An 18,534-nucleotide genomic window follows, 5' to 3' on the forward strand; every position below is an offset into this window, starting at 1 on the left:
ACTTACATTTTGAACCAAAAAGAAGCCAAAAGATAACAAAACGTATTTCATAAAATTTAATGACAATATGCGGTGGTAATTTATAGAACCAGCCTAATTTACTTTTATCTTTGCGAAGATAAATAAATTTTAGTGAAAATACAAATGAGTATCGAAAAAAATCCATTATCTTTGTATAGCGTATTGAGTTGTTCATATTTTATCGAACAATCTCTGGCTTTTTTTATAGGAATAACAGTGTTATGAAATCTCTAAAAGAACTATACAAAATAGGAAAAGGCCCTTCGAGTAGCCATACGATGGGACCGCAATTGGCTTCAAAAATCTTTTTGAGTAAGTATCCTCAGGCAAACAGCTATGAAGTTACGCTCTATGGAAGTTTGGCAGCCACAGGGAAAGGTCACTTGACCGATGTGGCTATCGCTGGTGTTTTGGGCGAACACAAAGATTTGGATATCGTTTGGAAACCGCAAATATTCCTCCCTTTTCATCCTAATGGCATGCTGTTCAAGGCTTTTGATGCGCACAAACAAGAGATAGGCGAGTGGACTGTTTATAGTGTGGGCGGTGGTGCTTTGTCCGAAGGCAAGGGCAAAGACGACATGTTCAACACAAAGAGTGTCTATGAGATGACTACCTTGGCAGAAATCATGGCATGGTGCGAAGAGAATGGGCGCAGCTATTGGGAGTATGTCGATGAATGTGAAGACGATGATATATGGGACTACTTGCTCGAAGTGTGGCAAGTGATGAAAGAAGCTGTGGAGAGAGGTATCAACCATGAAGGTGTCTTGCCTGGTCCTCTGAACTTGAGACGTAAGGCTGCCAGTTATTTCGTGAAAGCCAATGGCTACAAAAAATCACTTCAGTCACGGGCGTTGGTCTATGCGTATGCGTTGGCTGTGAGTGAAGAGAACGCTTCGGGAGGTACCATTGTGACCGCACCCACATGTGGTTCTTGTGGAGTGATGCCTGCTGTGCTTTACCATTTGTCGAAAGGACACGGCTTCAGTGATACTCGAATTGTGCATGCCATGGCAACAGCTGGCTTGTTTGGGAACATTGTCAAGTACAATGCTTCAATCTCAGGAGCTGATGTTGGTTGTCAAGGTGAGGTTGGTGTAGCTTGTGCGATGGTATCAGCAGCAGCTTGTCAACTATTTGGGGGCAGCATTGCTCAAATAGAATATGCCGCCGAAATGGGACTCGAACACCATTTGGGAATGACATGCGACCCTGTTTGTGGATTAGTTCAAATCCCTTGTATCGAGCGAAATGCCTTTGCGGCAACCAGAGCTTTGGATGCAAACTTATACGCTACGTTCTCGGATGGCAAGCACCATGTATCCTTTGATAAAGTGGTTCGGGTGATGAAAAAGACGGGTCATGACTTACCTTCCTTGTACAAAGAGACGAGTGAGGGTGGGTTGGCTGCCGAAATTTGTTAGCGGGAGGCTTGAAATCCCTCTAACAATTCGTACTTCTTGTGCATCATTCTGTTGTATATGTTGCGCAACCACCAAGGACTACAGCATACGAAAAGACTGCCAATGACGATGAGCAGGATATAAATCTGAAAATTGTTCAGGAAGATTTGCAACACCGACATGAATGCCACTGGTGCAGTTAAGCAGATGATGTTGATGAGCGACTGTCGGTAGTTGTTGAGAGAGTAATTCTTATTGATAAACTTTTTGTTGAGTGGAGTGCACTGTTTGTTGTACACAGCCAATTGAAAAAGCAAAAAGTATTGAAATCCCGCCGTGAAAACCGCATAAGAAACGATTTGAAGAACATCAAACTTCCCTGAAAATACGGTGAGAAGCATGAGTATCAACGGCATGATGAGCATTCCCACATAAAAGAGATATTTGGCTTTGAGTAAGCTGAGAATATTCTCTTTTTGTACCATGAGACAGTCGATGTAATTGCCCTCGTAGTCCATAATGCGTGAAAGCGACATCGTACCAAATATCACAAAGTTGTAAAAACCAAAGAAGTTGGTGGAAAAATTCCCATCATAAACGTCAGTGAAAGCCAACAATAATGAAAAAAGTATGACAATTGACATGCTTCCAATGAACGTTTTGCGAGGGTTTTTATTACGAAGAATCGATTGAATTTCGAGTTGTAAATAAGTTCCTACATCCCCATAGTTTTCAAACAAAGAGAGTTTCTTAAGTGTAGACGCATTGGTTTTCTCTGTATTTTCCAGTTCGCTTGTGATATGGGTATATTGAATGTGGCGGTTCAGCACGATGAGCGCAATCAATAGTACTATGGAAGCGAGGTAGGGGAGTGGGTTGTTCGCTTCTATAAGCGTTCCTATCGTGGCATAAACAGAAAGCAAATTCTCTATTCCAGCGTTCTCTCCAATATACCAAGGTGACGCTAAAATGGCAAAAATGCCGATAGGTAACAGCCACCAAAATACAGAGTCTGTGGTCAAAATTCGTGTGATATCATAAACTTGTCGGTTCAGATAAATCAAGAGCGTGTAGAAGATAAGGACCTCAAGACTTATCAATATTCCAAAGCTAAACAGCACAGACATCAGCAAATAGGGGATGATGAAGGCGTACCAAATAAAGTTTGAGGCTTTGAAGAACGACATGCCGATGAAGTTGTCAATGCAGGTGTATTTGGAAATGGGAAGGAGTATGTAGGGTTTTACTAATTGGGCAGGGGCTTCTTGGGTGGTTAAACTAAACATAAAGTCAGCCGCAAGAATGAAAGGAATGATGGAACAAATAAATTCCAGCGATGTCATGGAGGTGCTGCCTTGTACAAGAAGAGAGAAAAGAATAGCCAAAAATGCCATGTAAATCAGCCCAAAGACGATTCCTACCCACATCACAATTTGGGCAATTTTGTTTTGTTGAAAGCTCAAGCTACGCTTTTCTGCAAGTTTGCGATGCCGCCACATCATCTTAAAGAGTGCAATTCGCTTTTGAAAGTCTGTGGCTGATAAACAAAGTTTTGTTCGGTTCATCATGTTGTGGCTTGACTTAGATGGAGAAGGATGCGTTGGCTGGTTGGCTTATCTCAAATCAATCACTTCTGCAGAAGGGAAATCTCGTGATTTGAAAACAAACAAGTTGTCGGGTAAGTTCTTGGTACGGAAGTTACGAACTTGAATGGTAGACCATTGATTGCCTTGCTTGATTTTGATTTGTGCAGGGATGTAATTACCCTTATTGATTAAAATGTACATCTCGGAAATACTGCTGCGCTTGTTTTGGGCAACCATTCGTATCTGATAATTGTTCCCAACGGTTTTGCTATACAGTTGGTATCCAGATTTATACATATAGATAAAAGTATAAGGATTCATGGAAACCTGTTGCGTATGTGAAGGAGAGGAGATGTTTACTTCGTTGGTTTGTTTCAGGTAGCTCCATTGTGTTTTGCCGTCGAACCACACCGTAGCCTGTGGTGTACGGGCATAAAACTTTGTGCCTTTAATGACGATAGAGCCATTGGTTTTACCCAATTTAGGATGCGAATAGGTGAAGTTGGCACTCGCACCCGCCTTGTTTCCGATGATAGCAGCTGTCTTATCAAGAATTTTTCGTGCCTGTTGGTTGTTTTGGGCATTGATAGTAATAGAAAGGGTCAATGCAATAAATACTGCTCCTGCTTTCAAAAAAATATTCTGTAATTTACGTTGTTTCATATTGTTGATGTTGTTTATCCATGTATGTTACTGATGATAGCATTCAGAGACGCTTCATCCTGAACCAATACATCGCGCGGTTTACTACCTTGTGCTGGTCCTACGATTCCTGCAGCTTCTAACTGATCCATCAATCTTCCTGCACGATTGTACCCTATGGAGAAGCGTCTTTGAATCATACTCGTGGAGCCACTCTTAGAAGTGACAATGGCATGGGCAGCTTCTTCAAAGAATGGGTCGAGGCTCTGAATGTCATTTCCTCCGCCAGTAGTCCCTGTTTTCCCATCAACAGCAGGCTCTGGCAGTTGCAGAGGTTCTACAGGACCGGGCTGATTTTCTATAAATTCGTTGATTCTTTCTATCTCTGGCGTGTCTACAAACGCACACTGAACACGGACAGGTTCGTTACCATTTAAGAAAAGTAAGTCTCCACGACCCACTAATTGGTTGGCACCCGGTCTGTCTAAGATAGTTCTCGAATCAATCATAGCACTAACTTTGAATGCCATTCTGCCAGGGAAGTTCGCCTTAATATTACCCGTAATGATGTTTGCCGTAGGACGTTGTGTCGCAATAATCATGTGAATACCCACCGCACGAGCTAACTGTGCAATACGCGTGATAGGCATTTCAATCTCTCTACCAGCAGTCATAATCAAATCGCCATACTCATCAATGATGACAACGATATAAGGCATATATTCGTGTCCTTTGGTTAAGTTGAGCTGATGATTGACAAATTTACGGTTATATTCTTTGATATTACGTGCTCCAGCTAATTTCAGCATGTCGTAGCGATAGTCCATTAAGGTGCAAAGCGAATTTAACGTTCTCACCACCTTCGTTACATCGGTGATGATAGGTTCGTCATCATTCCCCGGAGCCGTTGCCATAAAATGATCTGTAATGCGAGAGTAAACACTAAATTCTACTTTCTTAGGGTCGATGAGGACAATCTTCAACTCATTGGGATGTTTTTTGTAGAGTAGTGAAGTAATGATAGCGTTAAGTCCCACAGATTTACCTTGTCCTGTTGCTCCAGCTACTAAAAGGTGCGGAATCTTTGCCAAATCAACCATGAATACCTCATTGGTAATGGTTTTTCCTATGGCTAAAGGCAGTTCCATCTTTGACTCTTGGAATCTCTTGGAATTCAAGATGCTTTCCATAGACACAATGGTGGGCTTCTTGTTCGGCACTTCAATACCAATTGTACCCTTGCCTGGAATTGGAGCGATAATACGAATGCCCAACGCAGCCAAGCTCAGCGCAATGTCATCTTCAAGGTTTCTAATCTTAGAGATACGTACACCTTCGGCTGGTGTTATTTCGTAAAGGGTGATAGTAGGACCTACGGTTGCCTTAATTTCACGAATGGCGACCCCAAAGCTGTTAAGCACTTCGACAATGCGAGCATTGTTGGCTTTGATTTCCTCCATATCCACTTGGGGTTTGTCTTCATCGTTGTACTTCTTAAGCAAGTCAAGTTGTGGATATTTGTAATTTAAGAACGGCTCTTTAGGATTGATAGGTGTCTTCAAAACCTCTTCTACGGTCAAGGTTTTACCCGTTGCTTTTTCTCCTTCGGTAGCCACCTCAACCGTTAAGTTGCCGTCATTGTCACCCTCGGCATTCGAAGATTGTGCCGATGTTTTCGGCGTTTTTTTACCTTCTTGCTTGTTTAGCATGGACACATCGGTGAGGTCTACCACTGTTGACTGTGCCTCTTCTTCAGGTTCTTCAGAAGGATTAACGTCCTCTTCTGCGTCTTCCTCAGGTTCCACTATCGCTTCAGGTTTCGCCTCGTTATGGTGGGAAAGATTTGTCACCGTAAAGGGAATCTTACTTGTCAGATACTTCACAGGGTTCAAAGCCTTTCTGATGACTTCTATGGTTTCTGCACTCAGGTAGGTTAAGAACATGAGTGCCACTAACAACAAGACCGCTGTTAAGCCGGGAGGACCTACCAAATTCTCCAATTGTTGGACACAAAAGACACCGTGGTTGCCGCCAGGATTGAAGACTTGGTCACCCATAATGGGGGTTGCAAACTTCGCTAAAGTGACAGAACTCCATATCATTACAACGGTACAACCAAAGAACCATTTCCAAAGGTTGACGTGGTAAGCTTTCATGAGCTTCAAACCAACCAAAATGAAAAATGCTGGGATGAGGAATGAAGGGATGCCAAAATTGAGCGTGATGAGCGAGTAGGCGATGATAGCCCCTATACTTCCACAGTAATTTGCAAAGGATTGGTCGGCATTCATCCATTCTCTGGGGCGCAAATCTTCAAGAATACTCTGATCTGCTTGACCCGTAGAAAAATAAGAAACCATTGCAATAATGACGTATATTGCAATGACTAATAAAATAACTCCTAAGAGGAAGTCCGTCTTCTCGTTACTCAATATATTTTGAAAGCCAACAGCTTCTCCTACATTTTTAGGCTTGCGTTCTGGCTTCTTTCTTTTCACGCCCATATTATATCCTGTGATTTGATTGCAAAAATAGTGTAAAAATGTCAGAATCCTTTATGTTTTCAGAACTTTTTTCTATTTTTGCAAAACATAAAAATAACGAACTATGATGCGAATACTTTATAGTAAATTTAACAAAGAAGCTATCCACGAACTTCCACAAGTTTTATTTACGGGTCGAATCATAGTCATCACCTCAGAGAAAAAGGCAGAAAAAGCGGTTGATTTTCTTCTCAAGCAAAGTATTTTGGGTGTTGATACAGAGACGCGTCCCGTGTTTAGAAAGGGGCAATCTTATAAGGTCTCTCTGCTTCAAGTGGCGACGCATGACACCTGTTTCCTGTTCCGATTGAATATTTTAGGCATCACTCCATCTATCAAACGATTGTTGGAAAATACAGAAACCAAGATGATTGGCTTATCTTGGCATGACGATCTCTTGGCTCTCCATAAGCGATCTGATTTTAAGAAAGGTAACTTTATTGATTTACAAGACATTATCGGAGATTTAGGAATTAAAGATTTAAGCCTACAAAAGTTGTATGCAAACATTTTTAGGCAAAAGATTAGTAAGCGTCAACGACTCACAAATTGGAACAATGAAACGCTCTCAGAAAAGCAAAAGCAATATGCTGCCACCGATGCTTGGGCGTGTATTCAGCTGTATGAAGAAATTATGCGTCTCAAAGTGAGTGGGGATTACCAGTTAGTGCAGGTGGAGGAAGAATCTAAGAATAATGAAGTAAAGAATGATTAGCAAAACAATTCAACTAAAGAAAGGTAAAGAGGAGTCTCTCAATCGGTTTCATCCTTGGATATTTTCGGGCGCTATCCTAAAAAAAGATGATGACATTGAAGAGGGTGAAGTCGTGAAGGTTTACACGCACGACAAGCGTTTCATCGCCTTGGGGCATTATCAAATAGGCTCCATAGCGGTGCGAGTGTTGTCGTTTAGTGACACAGAAATCTCGCTCTCGTTTTGGGTATCTCGTCTACAGTCTGCATTCAACATGCGGCGAGCCATTGGACTTGCTGACCTTTCTGATAACAATACCTTCCGATTGGTGCATGGAGAGGGTGATAACCTACCGGGATTGATTATCGACTGCTATGGCACGACAGCCGTGATGCAAGCCCATAGCGTGGGAATGCATCGACAGCGGCATGAGATATGCGAAGCCTTAAGGCAGGTAATGGGCAGCCGAATAGAAAGTGTGTATTACAAAAGTGAAACTACACTACCTTATAAAGCCGATTTGGGACAAGAAAATGAGTTCTTGTTAGGTGCCAGTAAAGATGATGTCGCCCTTGAAAACGGATTAAAATTCCATGTGGATTGGCTGAAAGGGCAGAAGACAGGCTTTTTTATCGACCAACGAGAGAATCGTTGTTTGCTTGAAAAATATGCGCAAGGTCGCTCGGTTCTTAACATGTTTTGCTACACTGGTGGTTTTTCTGTGTATGCCATGCGAGGCGGAGCTAAGTTAGTACACTCCGTTGATAGTAGTGCCAAAGCTATTGAGTTAACCAATGCGAACATTCAAATGAATTTCCCAAATGACGAGCGGCATGCTTCTTTTTGCGACGATGCTTTCAAATTCTTGGATAGTCATGATGCGCAATACGATTTAATGGTGTTGGATCCGCCTGCTTTTGCCAAGCATCGAGGGGCTTTGCGCAATGCCCTAAAGGGTTACACACGTCTCAATCTGAAAGGATTTGAACGCATCAAGCCCGGTGGCATCTTGTTCACGTTCAGCTGTTCGCAAGTAGTTACCAAGGATAACTTCCGTAATGCCGTGTTTACAGCGGCTGCACAGGCAGGCAGGAATGTACGGATTTTGCACCAACTCCACCAGCCAGCCGACCATCCCGTGAACATTTATCATCCTGAGGGTGAGTATCTCAAGGGACTGGTGCTATATGTAGAGTAGCAAGACGAGTGGGGGTACGTGCCCTTCTCCTTGTTTCAAATTGACACAACCATCTGTAGTGAACGACTTTGAGCGACATATCGAGCAGTACATCTCTTCCTTGTCATTATTAAATAAGGAGGAGCTTTACCTCGTGGCTCTATCGGGTGGGGCAGATAGTGTGTGCTTGCTTCGATGTTTACAGAGCTTGGGTTATCGGTTGGAGGCAGTGCATTGCCATTTTCATCTACGTGCAGAAGAGGCGGACAGGGATTTATTGTTTTGTCAAGACCTATGCGCCCAGTTGCAAATACCTTTCCATTCCACTCACTTCGATACCAAGACTTATGCTCAATCTCATGGGGTGAGCATAGAAATGGCTGCTCGAGACTTGCGCTATTCGTATTTCCGAAAAATGGTAGAGGTTCGCCATGCTGCTGCTGTGTGCGTGGGGCATCACAGCGAGGACAGTGTAGAAACGATATTGCTCAATTTGGTTCGGTCGACAGGGATTCATGGATTGACGGGCATCTCACCAAAGAAAGGAATCATTGTCCGTCCACTTCTCTGCGTTAATCGCTTGAAAATCATAGATTACCTCCGATCCATTCAACAAAACTATGTGACCGATAGCACCAATTTTATTGCCGATGTGCAGCGCAACCAAATGCGACTACAGGTCATTCCGCAATTAGAGCAAATCAATCCTGCCGCACAAATCAACATCTTGAAGGCAGCACAACGATTATCGGACATTGCCGACATCTTCGATAAATATTTGTCGCAGCTGGTGCGTTGGCATCCGAAAGAGGGTTATCGTTGGTTTCCTATTGCCGAGCTGACGCACGAATATATCTTGTGGTATCTGTTAAAAGACTTTCATTTCAGCTCTGTGCAGGTAGAACAGATTTGGCAAAACCTCCATGGCGAAAGTGGAAAGCAATGGCAATCGTCCACACACGCACTTTTGTTGGACCGCAATCGGCTGCTCATTGCTGCCCGTTCGGCATTCCCCTCGACGGTGTTGAGCATGCCACGGATAGGCAATTACCGCTATGATGACAAATGGCAGTTGACGATTTCGCAAGAACAACCTGACTTAAGTGCCGCTGACCTCAAAGACCCCCATTGTGCTTTTGTCGACAGTCACCATGTCGCTTTTCCCCTGTGCCTTCGCCCCGTCCGTTCGGCAGACCGCTTTCAGCCGTTCGGTATGAAAGGTTCACAACTGTTGAGCGACTACATGACCAATCGTAAGATGTCGGTTTTCGACAAGCGTATGCAGTTGGTTTTGACCGATGCCCATGACCGCATCGTGTGGGTAGTCAATCAACGAACGGCTAATTGGTGTCGTGTAACGGATGAAACCACTGAAGTTCTTAAGGTTGTGTGTACGGCTGCTCCTTGTCATTCATCATCATTTTGAGTCCTCCGTGTGGCGATAAGCCGCTTCCTTCCATGAAAGCATTTTCACAAAGAACAACCACAGACATTGCAGAAAAGAAAAAAGAAAGTGCACACTTTTGTGCTTTCATTGCTTGATTATCACATTAAAACATTATATTTGCAATATCATTAAAGACAAACACAGTATGAAATATCATCAATTCAAAGGATTGGGCATTGCCGTTGTCACCCCTTTTACACAGAGTGGAGCGGTGGATTATCAGGCATTAGAACGATTGGTGAAGTATCAATTGGAGAGTGGTGCCGACTTTCTTTGTATCCTTGCAACAACGGGAGAAACACCTTGTTTAAGTTGTGACGAAAAGGATGCCATCACATCGTTGGTGAAAGACGTCAATCAAGGTAGAGTTCCGATACTCAAATATTGTGGAGGAAACAACACTGCCGCTGTGATAGCAGAGATGCAATCGACAGATTGGAGCGGAATTGATGGTATCTTGAGCATTTGTCCCTATTATAATAAGCCTTCACAAGAGGGCTTGTACCAGCACTTCAAAGCCATTTCCCAAGCCAGTCCGCTGCCTATCGTGATGTATAACGTGCCAGGACGAACGGGAGTGAATATGAGTGCGGAAACAACACTTCGATTGGCGTGGGAGTGTGAGAACATTGTTGGAATAAAAGAAGCATCGGGTAGCTTGGAGCATGTGGATGAAATGATCAAAGGAAAGCCCGAGAGATTTGATGTTATCAGTGGTGATGATGCCCTTACTTTTTCAATGATTGCCAGTGGTGCGGCTGGTGTAATATCGGTCATCGGTAACGCTTTGCCAAAAGAGTTCTCTCGAATGATACGACTTGAGTTTCAAGGAGAGTACGAACCAGCTCGCAAGATTCACCACATGTTTACCGAACTCTACAGCCTCTTGTTTGTAGATGGCAACCCAGCAGGTGTGAAAGCCTTGTTGAGTGATATGGGATTGATAGAGAATGTGCTGCGTTTGCCTTTGGTGCCGACAACCATTAAGACAAAAGAGAAAATGGCTGCCATCTTAAAGGAAATAAGGATATAAGGGTAAGTTCATCGTTTTTATCTTCTATTGTTAGATAAAAACTTTTCCTACTCCGTGGTGTGAGTATCCATGCTCAACCTCTCTATTTGTAGATTTCACTTACAACGACTGTTGAACTTCAAAATAAAACCGCTGATGCTTACCAACTATTTATGTAAACATCAGCGGTACTGTTTAATTTAATCTATCGTATGATTTGCTGATTTCGCTTTGGTGAAATTACTCGTTCACCATGACAGCGAAGTAATCTCTCTTTCCTGAAGGCCAAATACCTTTGATGTAAAGTACGGGGTCCTTACTGGTGGAGGCTTTCTTTACCGCAAGTTGCAAGTCGCTTAACGATTTCATCGGTGCGTCGTTCACATCCTGAATAATGAATCCCTTTGCGATACCAACCTCTTTCAGCGGTCCGTTGCTCACCTTCATCACCTCTAATCCGTAGCTAATGCGCAGTTGCTCTTTCTGACTCTGCGTGATTTCACGGTAATTTCCGCCTAACACATCCAAGTCAGCCACTTTCACAATGTTGGTGTTTCCTTGTGCATTCTTTAAGGTAACGGTCTTATTTACCTTATTCTTATGGTGTAAGAAAGTAATCGACATCTTGTCGCCAGGATGCTTGCTGTTAATCATTTCTTGCAGTTCTGCCATTTTTGTCACTCTTTTTCCATCGATATGTGTAATGACATCGCCCTCTTTCAAGCCTGCGGCAGCACCAGCGCCATCTTCTTCTACCTTAGCAACATACACACCAGAGTTAGTTCCTAAGTCCACATCCTTGCCTTTGTCCTTTTCTGCGTTGATGTAGTTGAGCACATCTTGTCCTTGAATGCCCAACATAGCACGCTGAACATTGCCATATTTCTTCAAATCTTCTACCACCTTACTCATAATACTGGTGGGGATAGCAAAGCCATAACCAGCATACGAACCTGTTTGCGAGTAAAGCATGGCATTGATGCCGACCAGCTCGCCTTGTGCATTCACGAGCGCACCTCCTGAGTTTCCTTGGTTAATAGCAGCGTCGGTCTGGATGAAACTCTCTACACCGTTGGCATAGAGCGAGCGTGCTTTGGCACTCACAATACCAGCTGTCACCGTGTTGTTCAATCCAAAGGGGTTGCCAATAGCGATGACCCATTCGCCCACCTTCAGTTTATCCGAGTTCCCAATGGCGAGAGTTGGCAGGTTCTTACCTTCTATTTTGATGAGTGCTAAGTCTGTCATTTTGTCTGTTCCAATGATGCGAGCCGAAAATTCTCGGTTGTCACTCAAGGTCACTGTCAACTCATCTGCTCCTTCAACAACGTGATTGTTGGTCACGATGTAACCATCGCTTGAGATAATGACGCCAGAGCCAGTAGCTCTTTTCGGTGGTGTCTGCATTTGTCGTTTTTGAGAACCACCCTCACCAAAGAAGTCTCCAAAGGGGAATCCAAAGAAGTCGGAGAACGGATTGCTTTGTTGCACTTCAACGGTCTTCCCATTTTGTACATATTTAATATGCACAACGGCAGGCAGTGCCTTTTCTGAAGCGTAAGTTAAATCAACGGGTTGTCCTGCAATAGGAGCCTGATCGCCAGCCGCATTTACCTTGATAAACGAGCCAGCCGAAAAAGCTAATGCGATAACACACATGGCTGTGAGCAAATAACTTGAATACTTTTTCATGTAAATTATAATTAAAAAATGTTTTGTAATATTTCGTTAGAAAATGTAAGCACAATGGCTACCATTCTCTTCGTTTTGTTTCTTTACATGCAAATTTAATGTCTAATGCGATGAATATGCCAAAATGTCTTATATCTTTATCCCAATTTAACATTTGCGTTTCGCTCCTTAACGGCTCTTAAGTACTGCATTGCTCTTTTTTACAGAATTTACTGGTTGCAGCAGTTCTATGGAATTGTATGGATTTGTTTTATGGTTCGCAATTTTTTTGTTATCTTTGCTCCCATAAAAACAAGTGCTCTGGCTCTGCCGCTGGTATCAACTGATACGAGAGGAAAGTCCGGGCAACACAGGACACTCCACTTCTGAAAGTAGAAGCTATTGGTGACAGTAGGTGTCGGTAGAAGAAAATAACCGCTCACTGGTAACAGGGAGTAAGGGTGAGAAGGTGGTGTAAGAGACCACCAGCTAACGGGCGATCGTTAGGCTGTGCCATCTGGAGGTTGCAAATTCGCGTAAACCATTGACGGAGAGTTGTCCGCTCGAACACTCGGTAGACTGGGAGCGTCATGCTACAGTAGACCGCTTGTGGCAATGGAGGGTAGAATGCTGGAGTTGGAGGGTGACCTTCAATGTAGATAAATGGTGGAGCACCAGTGCAAACTTGGTGACAGAACCCGGCTTATAGGAGCACTTGATTTTTTTTGTTCATTTGGATACCACAGCGTGCGGACGTAGGTTGAGCGGTCAGGTGGATGTTGTCCTCCTATCAGCATAGATGAGAAACGCCTCTGTTGGAAATGCTCATGCGGCAAACACGGTATATAACGTGGCGAAAGGCGGCTTATCAAGCCCCCGTCCACCTCACTAATAAACTCACACTTCAATGAATCAATCCTTACAAAAATTGAAGAACTTTCTAACCATTGATATGTGGCGACTGAAGTCAGACGACGTTTCTAAACCAAAATATCTGCTGGTGAGTATTCTCAAAAAACTGTATTTAGCCATTACCTTCTTCTTTACCAAGGGAACGAGCGATTATGCGGCAGCACTGACCTATTCCACCTTGTTGGCAATCGTTCCTATCTGCGCTGTTGTGTTTGCTATTGCCAGAGGATTTGGGTTCTCCAAGTACATCGAAGAGTGGTTTAGACAAGCGCTGTCGGGGCAAGAACAGGCGGCTGACATCATTATCCGTTTTGTCAATTCTTACTTGATACATACCCATAGCGGTGTGATACTCGGTGTGGGATTGTTATTCATGCTGTGGACCGTACTCAGGCTTACGAGAACGATAGAGCAAACTTTCAACAGCATTTGGCAGGTGAAACAAGAGCGTGGACTCTTTCGTACGGTGACCGATTACTTGGCAATGGTCTTCATGATGCCTATTATGATTGTGCTCATTTCGGGTATTTCTATTTTCATGACTACCTTTGTAGATAGGGCGTCCAGTTATATGCTGCTTGCTCCTATTTTGCAGATTGCGCTCAACCTGATGCCGTTTGTGATTATCTCCTGCGTATTTGTCGGCTTATACATCTTTATGCCGAATACCAAAGTGAAGTTTTCTGCAGCTTTGGCACCAGGTATCTTGGCAGGTGTTGCGATGCAGTTCTTGCAATTGTTCTATATCCACGGGCAAATGTTGCTGTCCAGCTATAATGCTATTTACGGTACTTTTGCTGCCTTACCGCTTTTTATGTTGTGGATGCAAATATCATGGACGATATGTTTGTTTGGCGCACAATTGTGCTATACCAATCAAAATTTAGAGGATTTAGCCTTCATGACCAACCCTGCCGAACTGAGTCATCGTTACCGTCTCTTGCTGAGTGGGGTGCTTTTGGGTAAGATTTGTAAACGATTCATTGAAGGAAAGAAACCCTATACTGCCCTCGAATTGAAGTTAGAAACCAACATTCCCATTCGCATTACTAACGATTTGTTGTACGACATGACCGTTGTTCACCTTATCAATTCAAGCTATGATGGCGACAGTGCGGAGGGAGAGTTGATTTACCAACCTGCCGAAGTGTTGGATCATCTTACGGTGGGGACTTTAGTCGACCGCTTGGAGGCGTTGGGGGCTTGGCATCTTGACTTGGATTTGCACGACCATTTGGAAACTCCGCAATGGAAAGGTGTGTTCGATCTTCGAAAGAAATACTTGGATGAATTACGAAATATTCCCGTTAGGGATTTAATTCCAGAGGACGATGAGGTTGCCCTGCAACAAGGCACCATTGAACCTTGCTTGCCCAAGAAATGAAAGCAAAGCAATCGGAATAAACAATAAGATAGATAACGATAATAACAATAAAAGAAAATGGAAACTAAATTACCAGATTTTATCAAATACACTGACAAATTCTCAAAGACAGGATTTATCGATAAGATAGCAAGTATTGCTAAGCGAGCTGGTGCTAAGTTGGTGTATGCCGCTCTTGTGCTGTATTATACCCTTGAAAGTGATCAGGTGTCTGTCAAAGACAAAGCAATGATTATCGGTGCATTAGGTTATCTGATTAGCCCTCTTGATGTGGTGCCAGATGCCATTCCAATTGCTGGACTCAGTGACGACATGGCAGTCTTGATTTATGTCTTGAAACGAGTATGGGTTGATGTCTCGGATGATGTCAAGAAGAAAGCCCAATCGAAGATGGCGCAGTGGTTTGATCAAGATGAAATGATTTCGACCGATCAGCTCTTTTCGGAGCGTCCAGAGGATAATCCGGTCTAACAAGCGACAGGACTTCGAAGGGTAGGGGCATGGATGATGCTTTTTAGGCGGTTGGAGTTTTTTGGGCTACTCATCGTCAAGCGCAACCTTACCCATAAACATCATGCACCTGACGCTTTCATCGAAGGCTGATATTTTTGCAGCGAAAGAGCATTCAACAAGCAGTGTTGGCACTATGGGTGAAACGCTGCAGATGAGCGTCATTAATGCTGAATTTTCTTTACAAAGAGCCTCTCATAACTCGCGTGCCAGCAACCAACGTCACACTTGGTCGCAAATACGCGAGTTTTGAGCCATGTTCGTAATCGTTTGTTTTTGAAAGCGTTACGGCTCAAACGCTTCTTTTTCTTCCCTTTTTCCACCTTTCTTTCCAGCTATCCCATTGAGATAAGCCAACAACTTGCATGCCTTAAGCCGGTTTTGTCATGTTTCTAACGCCCTTAAATGGTGTTTCTAAGCTCGTTAAGTCAATGTTCCAACCCGAATAGACGTTTTTTTTGTTCAAATCAGCATCATTTTGTTGGTCATTTGCCTATTGAAATTTTCTATTTTGCAGATTTTCAATGACCGTTTTTTGGTAAAACAACAGGACAAAAACGTCTGAATGTTCTCACCAAAAATCATAAGGGTTAGAATGAGAAAGCGGTGAAAACATGAATGCTGAGACAGCGGCTCATTGATTTATGTGTAATAGTGTTGAACAACGAATTGAACAAATAAAACGAATCAACTCATCAAGACAATGAACGCAAGCGTTCTGCGAATGATACAAATTTGCCGACATCAACATGCCGTGTTTATTAGCTAAATTCGTTTTTATTTGGTGAACGCCTGCGTTCATTGATTTCTGGCAGTGGATTCGTTGCATTTGTTCAATTTGTTGTTGGAATAAAAAAACATGATTGTTTTTGGCTACAAACGACTTTTGAATTGATAGAGGGGTATGCTGAGACAATCATTCGGTTAAAATTTATAATTTTTACAATTTTCTTTTGCATCTTCATCTTAAAATTATTATCTTTGCAACAATAACATTATAGAATAGGACATTATGACAAAAACAAAACAAATTTGCAGATGTTCCGCTTGTGGAAACATCGTTGAGGTAGTGAATGCAAGTACAGGAACATTAAGCTGCTGTGGTAAGCCCATGGAGTTGTTAACAGAAAATACAACTGACGCTGCTACTGAAAAGCATGTTCCAGTGATTGAGAAGACTGACTGTGGTTACCGTGTAACTGTAGGTGAAGTGGAACATCCTATGTTAGAGGCACATTACATTCAGTGGATTGATTTGATTACTGAGAATGGTGTGTTAAGAAAGTTCTTGAAACCAGGCGAAAAACCAGTTGCAGAATTTAAGACATGTGCTAAGAATGTAACAGCTCGTGAGTATTGCAACTTGCACGGACTGTGGAAAGCTACCAAGTAAACAGGGGGTAGAATCCTCCTTGAATATTCGTTGAACGAATCTTCGAATAGCGACCCAATAAAAAAGTCTTCACCCTATGCGTGAAGACTTTTTTAATGATTGTTTTTTGAAAGGAATGCGAGCGTCGAGGAAGTCTCGCTTTTGCGCTCCACTCCCTTATATTTTCGACTGATACAGATAGCGCTTAATACTCCTTTTAGGCGTCTTTTCAAACTCTGTATCGTGAATTTTAATGGCGGAAAGCTTACTGTACGCAGGAATCAACTTATTGAGATCTTGCCTGTTTTGCTCCATGATTTTTTCCAAATCTTCATGGTCAAGTCCAAGTGTTTTCGCTTCATCAAAGTCTGGATAGACGAGCCCAACAAGTTTGTCCCCATCCTGAAGTACCACACTCTCGCTTACCAAAGGCAGAGAGTTAAGCTTATCTTCTATTTCTTCGGGGTAAATATTCTGCCCACTGGCACCGAGAAGCATGTTTTTGGAGCGTCCTCTGATAAAGATGTTCCCTTCACTATCCATCGTTCCCAAATCGCCTGTATGGTACCAGCCGTCTTGATCAATGGCTTGTTTTGTCGCCTCTTCATCCTTATAATAGCCCAACATCACATTCGGACCTTTGGCTAAAATTTCTCCTGCAACGTTTTCAGGGTCGGAACTGTCAATTTTCACTTCCATGAGATAGGCAGGTCTTCCGCAACTTCCTGGCGCAAAAGTCTTCCAATCTGAATAAGAAATGATGGGTGCACATTCTGTTGCACCGTATCCTACCGTATAAGGAAAACCGATGCGGTGTAAGAATTTCTCCACATCTTGATTGAGCGCAGCCCCTCCGATAATAATCTGATATAGATTACCACCAAAGGCTTGATAAACTTCTTGGCATATCTTCTCTTCCACCTTTTTATTGATAACAGGCATATTGAGTAGTAGTTTCAACATATTATTGCTCTCAATCTTTGGATAGACACGCTTTCTGATAATTTTCTCTATCACTAATGGCACCGCAATGATGAGTGACGGCTTGATGTCTGCAAATGCCTTGGCAATGATGGCTGGACTCGGTAAGCGAGTTAAGTAGAAAATATGGCAGCCTGCCAAAAACTCGTATAGGAACTCAAACGCCATTCCGTACATGTGAGCCATAGGGAGAATACTCATCACATGATCTTCTGGCTTTATCTTGTCTTTCAAGTTATGTACAGCAAACATCATATTTCCCCACAGTGCACGATAGGGGAGCATGACTCCTTTTGAGTAACCTGTTGTACCACTGGTATAGTTGATTAGCGCCAACTCATCGGGATTTTTTTCAATATAGTATTTTACATGTTCTTGACGGAAATACTTTGGATATTTTTTCCCAAACATTTCGTTGAGATGTTCACGTGCATAAGTTAATTTCTCTGTTCTGGACTCCACCAATGAGTAGTCTGGAAGATAGATAATACCCTCTAAGTCGGGCATCTGAGTTGCATCGATGACCGTGGCTACCACATCGCCAACAAACAACAGTTTGGCTTCGCTATGATTTACAATGTTGTGAATTTGTTCTGCTGTAAACTCGTGCAGAATAGGAACAGCCACTGCTCCGTACGTCAAAGTTGCTAAGAATGCGCATGCCCATGCAGAACTATTACGACCGCAGAGCGCAATTTTATCTCCCTTTTCCACACCACTATTTTCAAACAGGATGTGTAGCTTCTCTATCTTTCGCGCTACATCGTGATACTGCAGTGTAGCACCTTGATAATCTGTCAGCGCATCAAGCGTCCAGTGGTCTATGATACTCTTTTCAATGAGCGCATTAAAACTCGATATTTCTATCCCGTTTGCTGTATGCTTTGGGCTGTTTGTTAATTCGTTCATGTTCGTAATATTATAATGTGAAGTAACACAGTCGGGTTCTTGCACATTTGTTTCATTTGTGTGCAAAGTTAAGGTGTTCTTTGCACATTAGCAAAAATAATGTGCATATTTTGCAGCAAAATGGTGATTTAATGAACGAACGAGTGCCTTCATCACTATTTTTTGGGCTTTCGGCTGGTTCTATAAATTACCACCGTATATAGTCATTAAAATTTTATGAAATACGTTTTGTTATCTTTTGGCTTCTTTTTGGTTCAAAATGTAAGT

Annotated in this window: 13 protein-coding genes and 1 other RNA gene; 9 read left to right on the plus strand and 5 right to left on the minus strand. The window is 42.8% G+C overall.

Annotated elements, in window-relative coordinates; all coding sequences use genetic code 11:
• The first annotated feature begins 242 nt into the window (after positions 1–242).
• Positions 243–1,448: an L-serine ammonia-lyase gene (locus tag HMPREF9304_RS05595; protein ID WP_036927248.1), complete on the plus strand. Its 1,206-nt coding sequence runs from the start codon at positions 243–245 to the stop codon at positions 1,446–1,448.
• Here HMPREF9304_RS05595 and HMPREF9304_RS05600 read toward each other — a convergent pair.
• Genes HMPREF9304_RS05600 through HMPREF9304_RS05610 form a run of 3 tightly spaced genes read right to left on the minus strand, consistent with a single transcriptional unit; the run spans position 1,445 to position 6,153 of the window.
• A complete protein-coding gene (locus tag HMPREF9304_RS05600) occupies positions 1,445–2,995 on the minus strand; it encodes a DUF5687 family protein (RefSeq protein WP_231564473.1) in 1,551 nt (516 codons plus the stop codon). The two genes, HMPREF9304_RS05595 and HMPREF9304_RS05600, sit on opposite strands and share 4 nt — an antisense overlap.
• A 45-nt stretch (positions 2,996–3,040) precedes the next feature.
• Entirely contained in the window at positions 3,041–3,676 is a 636-nt protein-coding gene (gene lolA1 / locus HMPREF9304_RS05605) for an outer membrane lipoprotein periplasmic chaperone LolA1 (protein ID WP_231564474.1), read from the minus strand.
• Positions 3,677–3,690: 14 nt separating this feature from the next.
• Positions 3,691–6,153 carry an FtsK/SpoIIIE family DNA translocase gene (locus HMPREF9304_RS05610; protein ID WP_036927265.1) on the minus strand — a complete coding sequence of 821 codons (2,463 nt, stop codon included), beginning with the start codon at positions 6,151–6,153 and terminating at the stop codon, positions 3,691–3,693.
• A gap of 109 nt (positions 6,154–6,262) precedes the next feature.
• Here HMPREF9304_RS05610 and HMPREF9304_RS05615 point away from each other — a divergent pair, with 109 nt between their 5' ends.
• The 4 genes from HMPREF9304_RS05615 (at position 6,263) to dapA (ending at position 10,549) form a co-directional block, all read left to right on the plus strand.
• On the plus strand, positions 6,263–6,913 hold the full coding sequence (locus tag HMPREF9304_RS05615; RefSeq protein ID WP_036927251.1) for a 3'-5' exonuclease: 651 nt from the start codon (positions 6,263–6,265) through the stop codon (positions 6,911–6,913).
• A complete protein-coding gene (locus HMPREF9304_RS05620; RefSeq protein WP_374187981.1) occupies positions 6,906–8,090 on the plus strand; it encodes a class I SAM-dependent rRNA methyltransferase in 1,185 nt (394 codons plus the stop codon). The genes HMPREF9304_RS05615 and HMPREF9304_RS05620 overlap by 8 nt, the downstream gene beginning before the upstream one ends.
• 40 nt (positions 8,091–8,130) lie before the next feature.
• Positions 8,131–9,495 (plus strand): tRNA lysidine(34) synthetase TilS, encoded by a 1,365-nt coding sequence (gene tilS, locus HMPREF9304_RS05625; protein WP_231564475.1) that lies wholly within the window; start codon positions 8,131–8,133, stop codon positions 9,493–9,495.
• Positions 9,496–9,661: 166 nt separating this feature from the next.
• Complete coding sequence (gene dapA / locus HMPREF9304_RS05630; protein ID WP_036927252.1) at positions 9,662–10,549, plus strand: 4-hydroxy-tetrahydrodipicolinate synthase; 888 nt, start codon at positions 9,662–9,664, stop codon at positions 10,547–10,549.
• A gap of 219 nt (positions 10,550–10,768) precedes the next feature.
• On the opposite strand, the gene HMPREF9304_RS05635 is transcribed toward dapA, so the two are convergent.
• The gene (locus tag HMPREF9304_RS05635; protein WP_036927254.1) at positions 10,769–12,220 is read right to left on the minus strand and encodes a Do family serine endopeptidase; all 1,452 of its coding nucleotides are present in this window, start codon (positions 12,218–12,220) and stop codon (positions 10,769–10,771) included.
• A gap of 292 nt (positions 12,221–12,512) precedes the next feature.
• Between HMPREF9304_RS05635 and rnpB the strand changes: the two genes are divergently transcribed.
• The 4 genes from rnpB (at position 12,513) to HMPREF9304_RS05650 (ending at position 16,398) form a co-directional block, all read left to right on the plus strand.
• An RNA gene (rnpB, locus tag HMPREF9304_RS13795) (RNase P RNA component class A) lies at positions 12,513–12,921 on the plus strand.
• Positions 12,922–13,106: 185 nt separating this feature from the next.
• Positions 13,107–14,495, plus strand: coding sequence for a YihY/virulence factor BrkB family protein (locus HMPREF9304_RS05640; RefSeq protein ID WP_052045925.1), 1,389 nt, complete (start codon positions 13,107–13,109; stop codon positions 14,493–14,495).
• A 57-nt stretch (positions 14,496–14,552) separates the two neighbouring features.
• Positions 14,553–14,966: a YkvA family protein gene (locus HMPREF9304_RS05645; protein ID WP_036927257.1), complete on the plus strand. Its 414-nt coding sequence runs from the start codon at positions 14,553–14,555 to the stop codon at positions 14,964–14,966.
• A gap of 1,051 nt (positions 14,967–16,017) precedes the next feature.
• Positions 16,018–16,398: a desulfoferrodoxin gene (locus HMPREF9304_RS05650; RefSeq protein ID WP_008122305.1), complete on the plus strand. Its 381-nt coding sequence runs from the start codon at positions 16,018–16,020 to the stop codon at positions 16,396–16,398.
• 156 nt (positions 16,399–16,554) lie between these two features.
• On the opposite strand, the gene HMPREF9304_RS05655 is transcribed toward HMPREF9304_RS05650, so the two are convergent.
• Positions 16,555–18,267, minus strand: a complete 1,713-nt coding sequence (locus HMPREF9304_RS05655; protein ID WP_052045929.1) for an AMP-binding protein — start codon at positions 18,265–18,267, stop codon at positions 16,555–16,557.
• Positions 18,268–18,534 lie beyond the last annotated feature (267 nt).

The organism is Hoylesella timonensis S9-PR14 (assembly GCF_000762405.1).
Lineage (GTDB): Bacteria > Bacteroidota > Bacteroidia > Bacteroidales > Bacteroidaceae > Prevotella > Prevotella timonensis_A.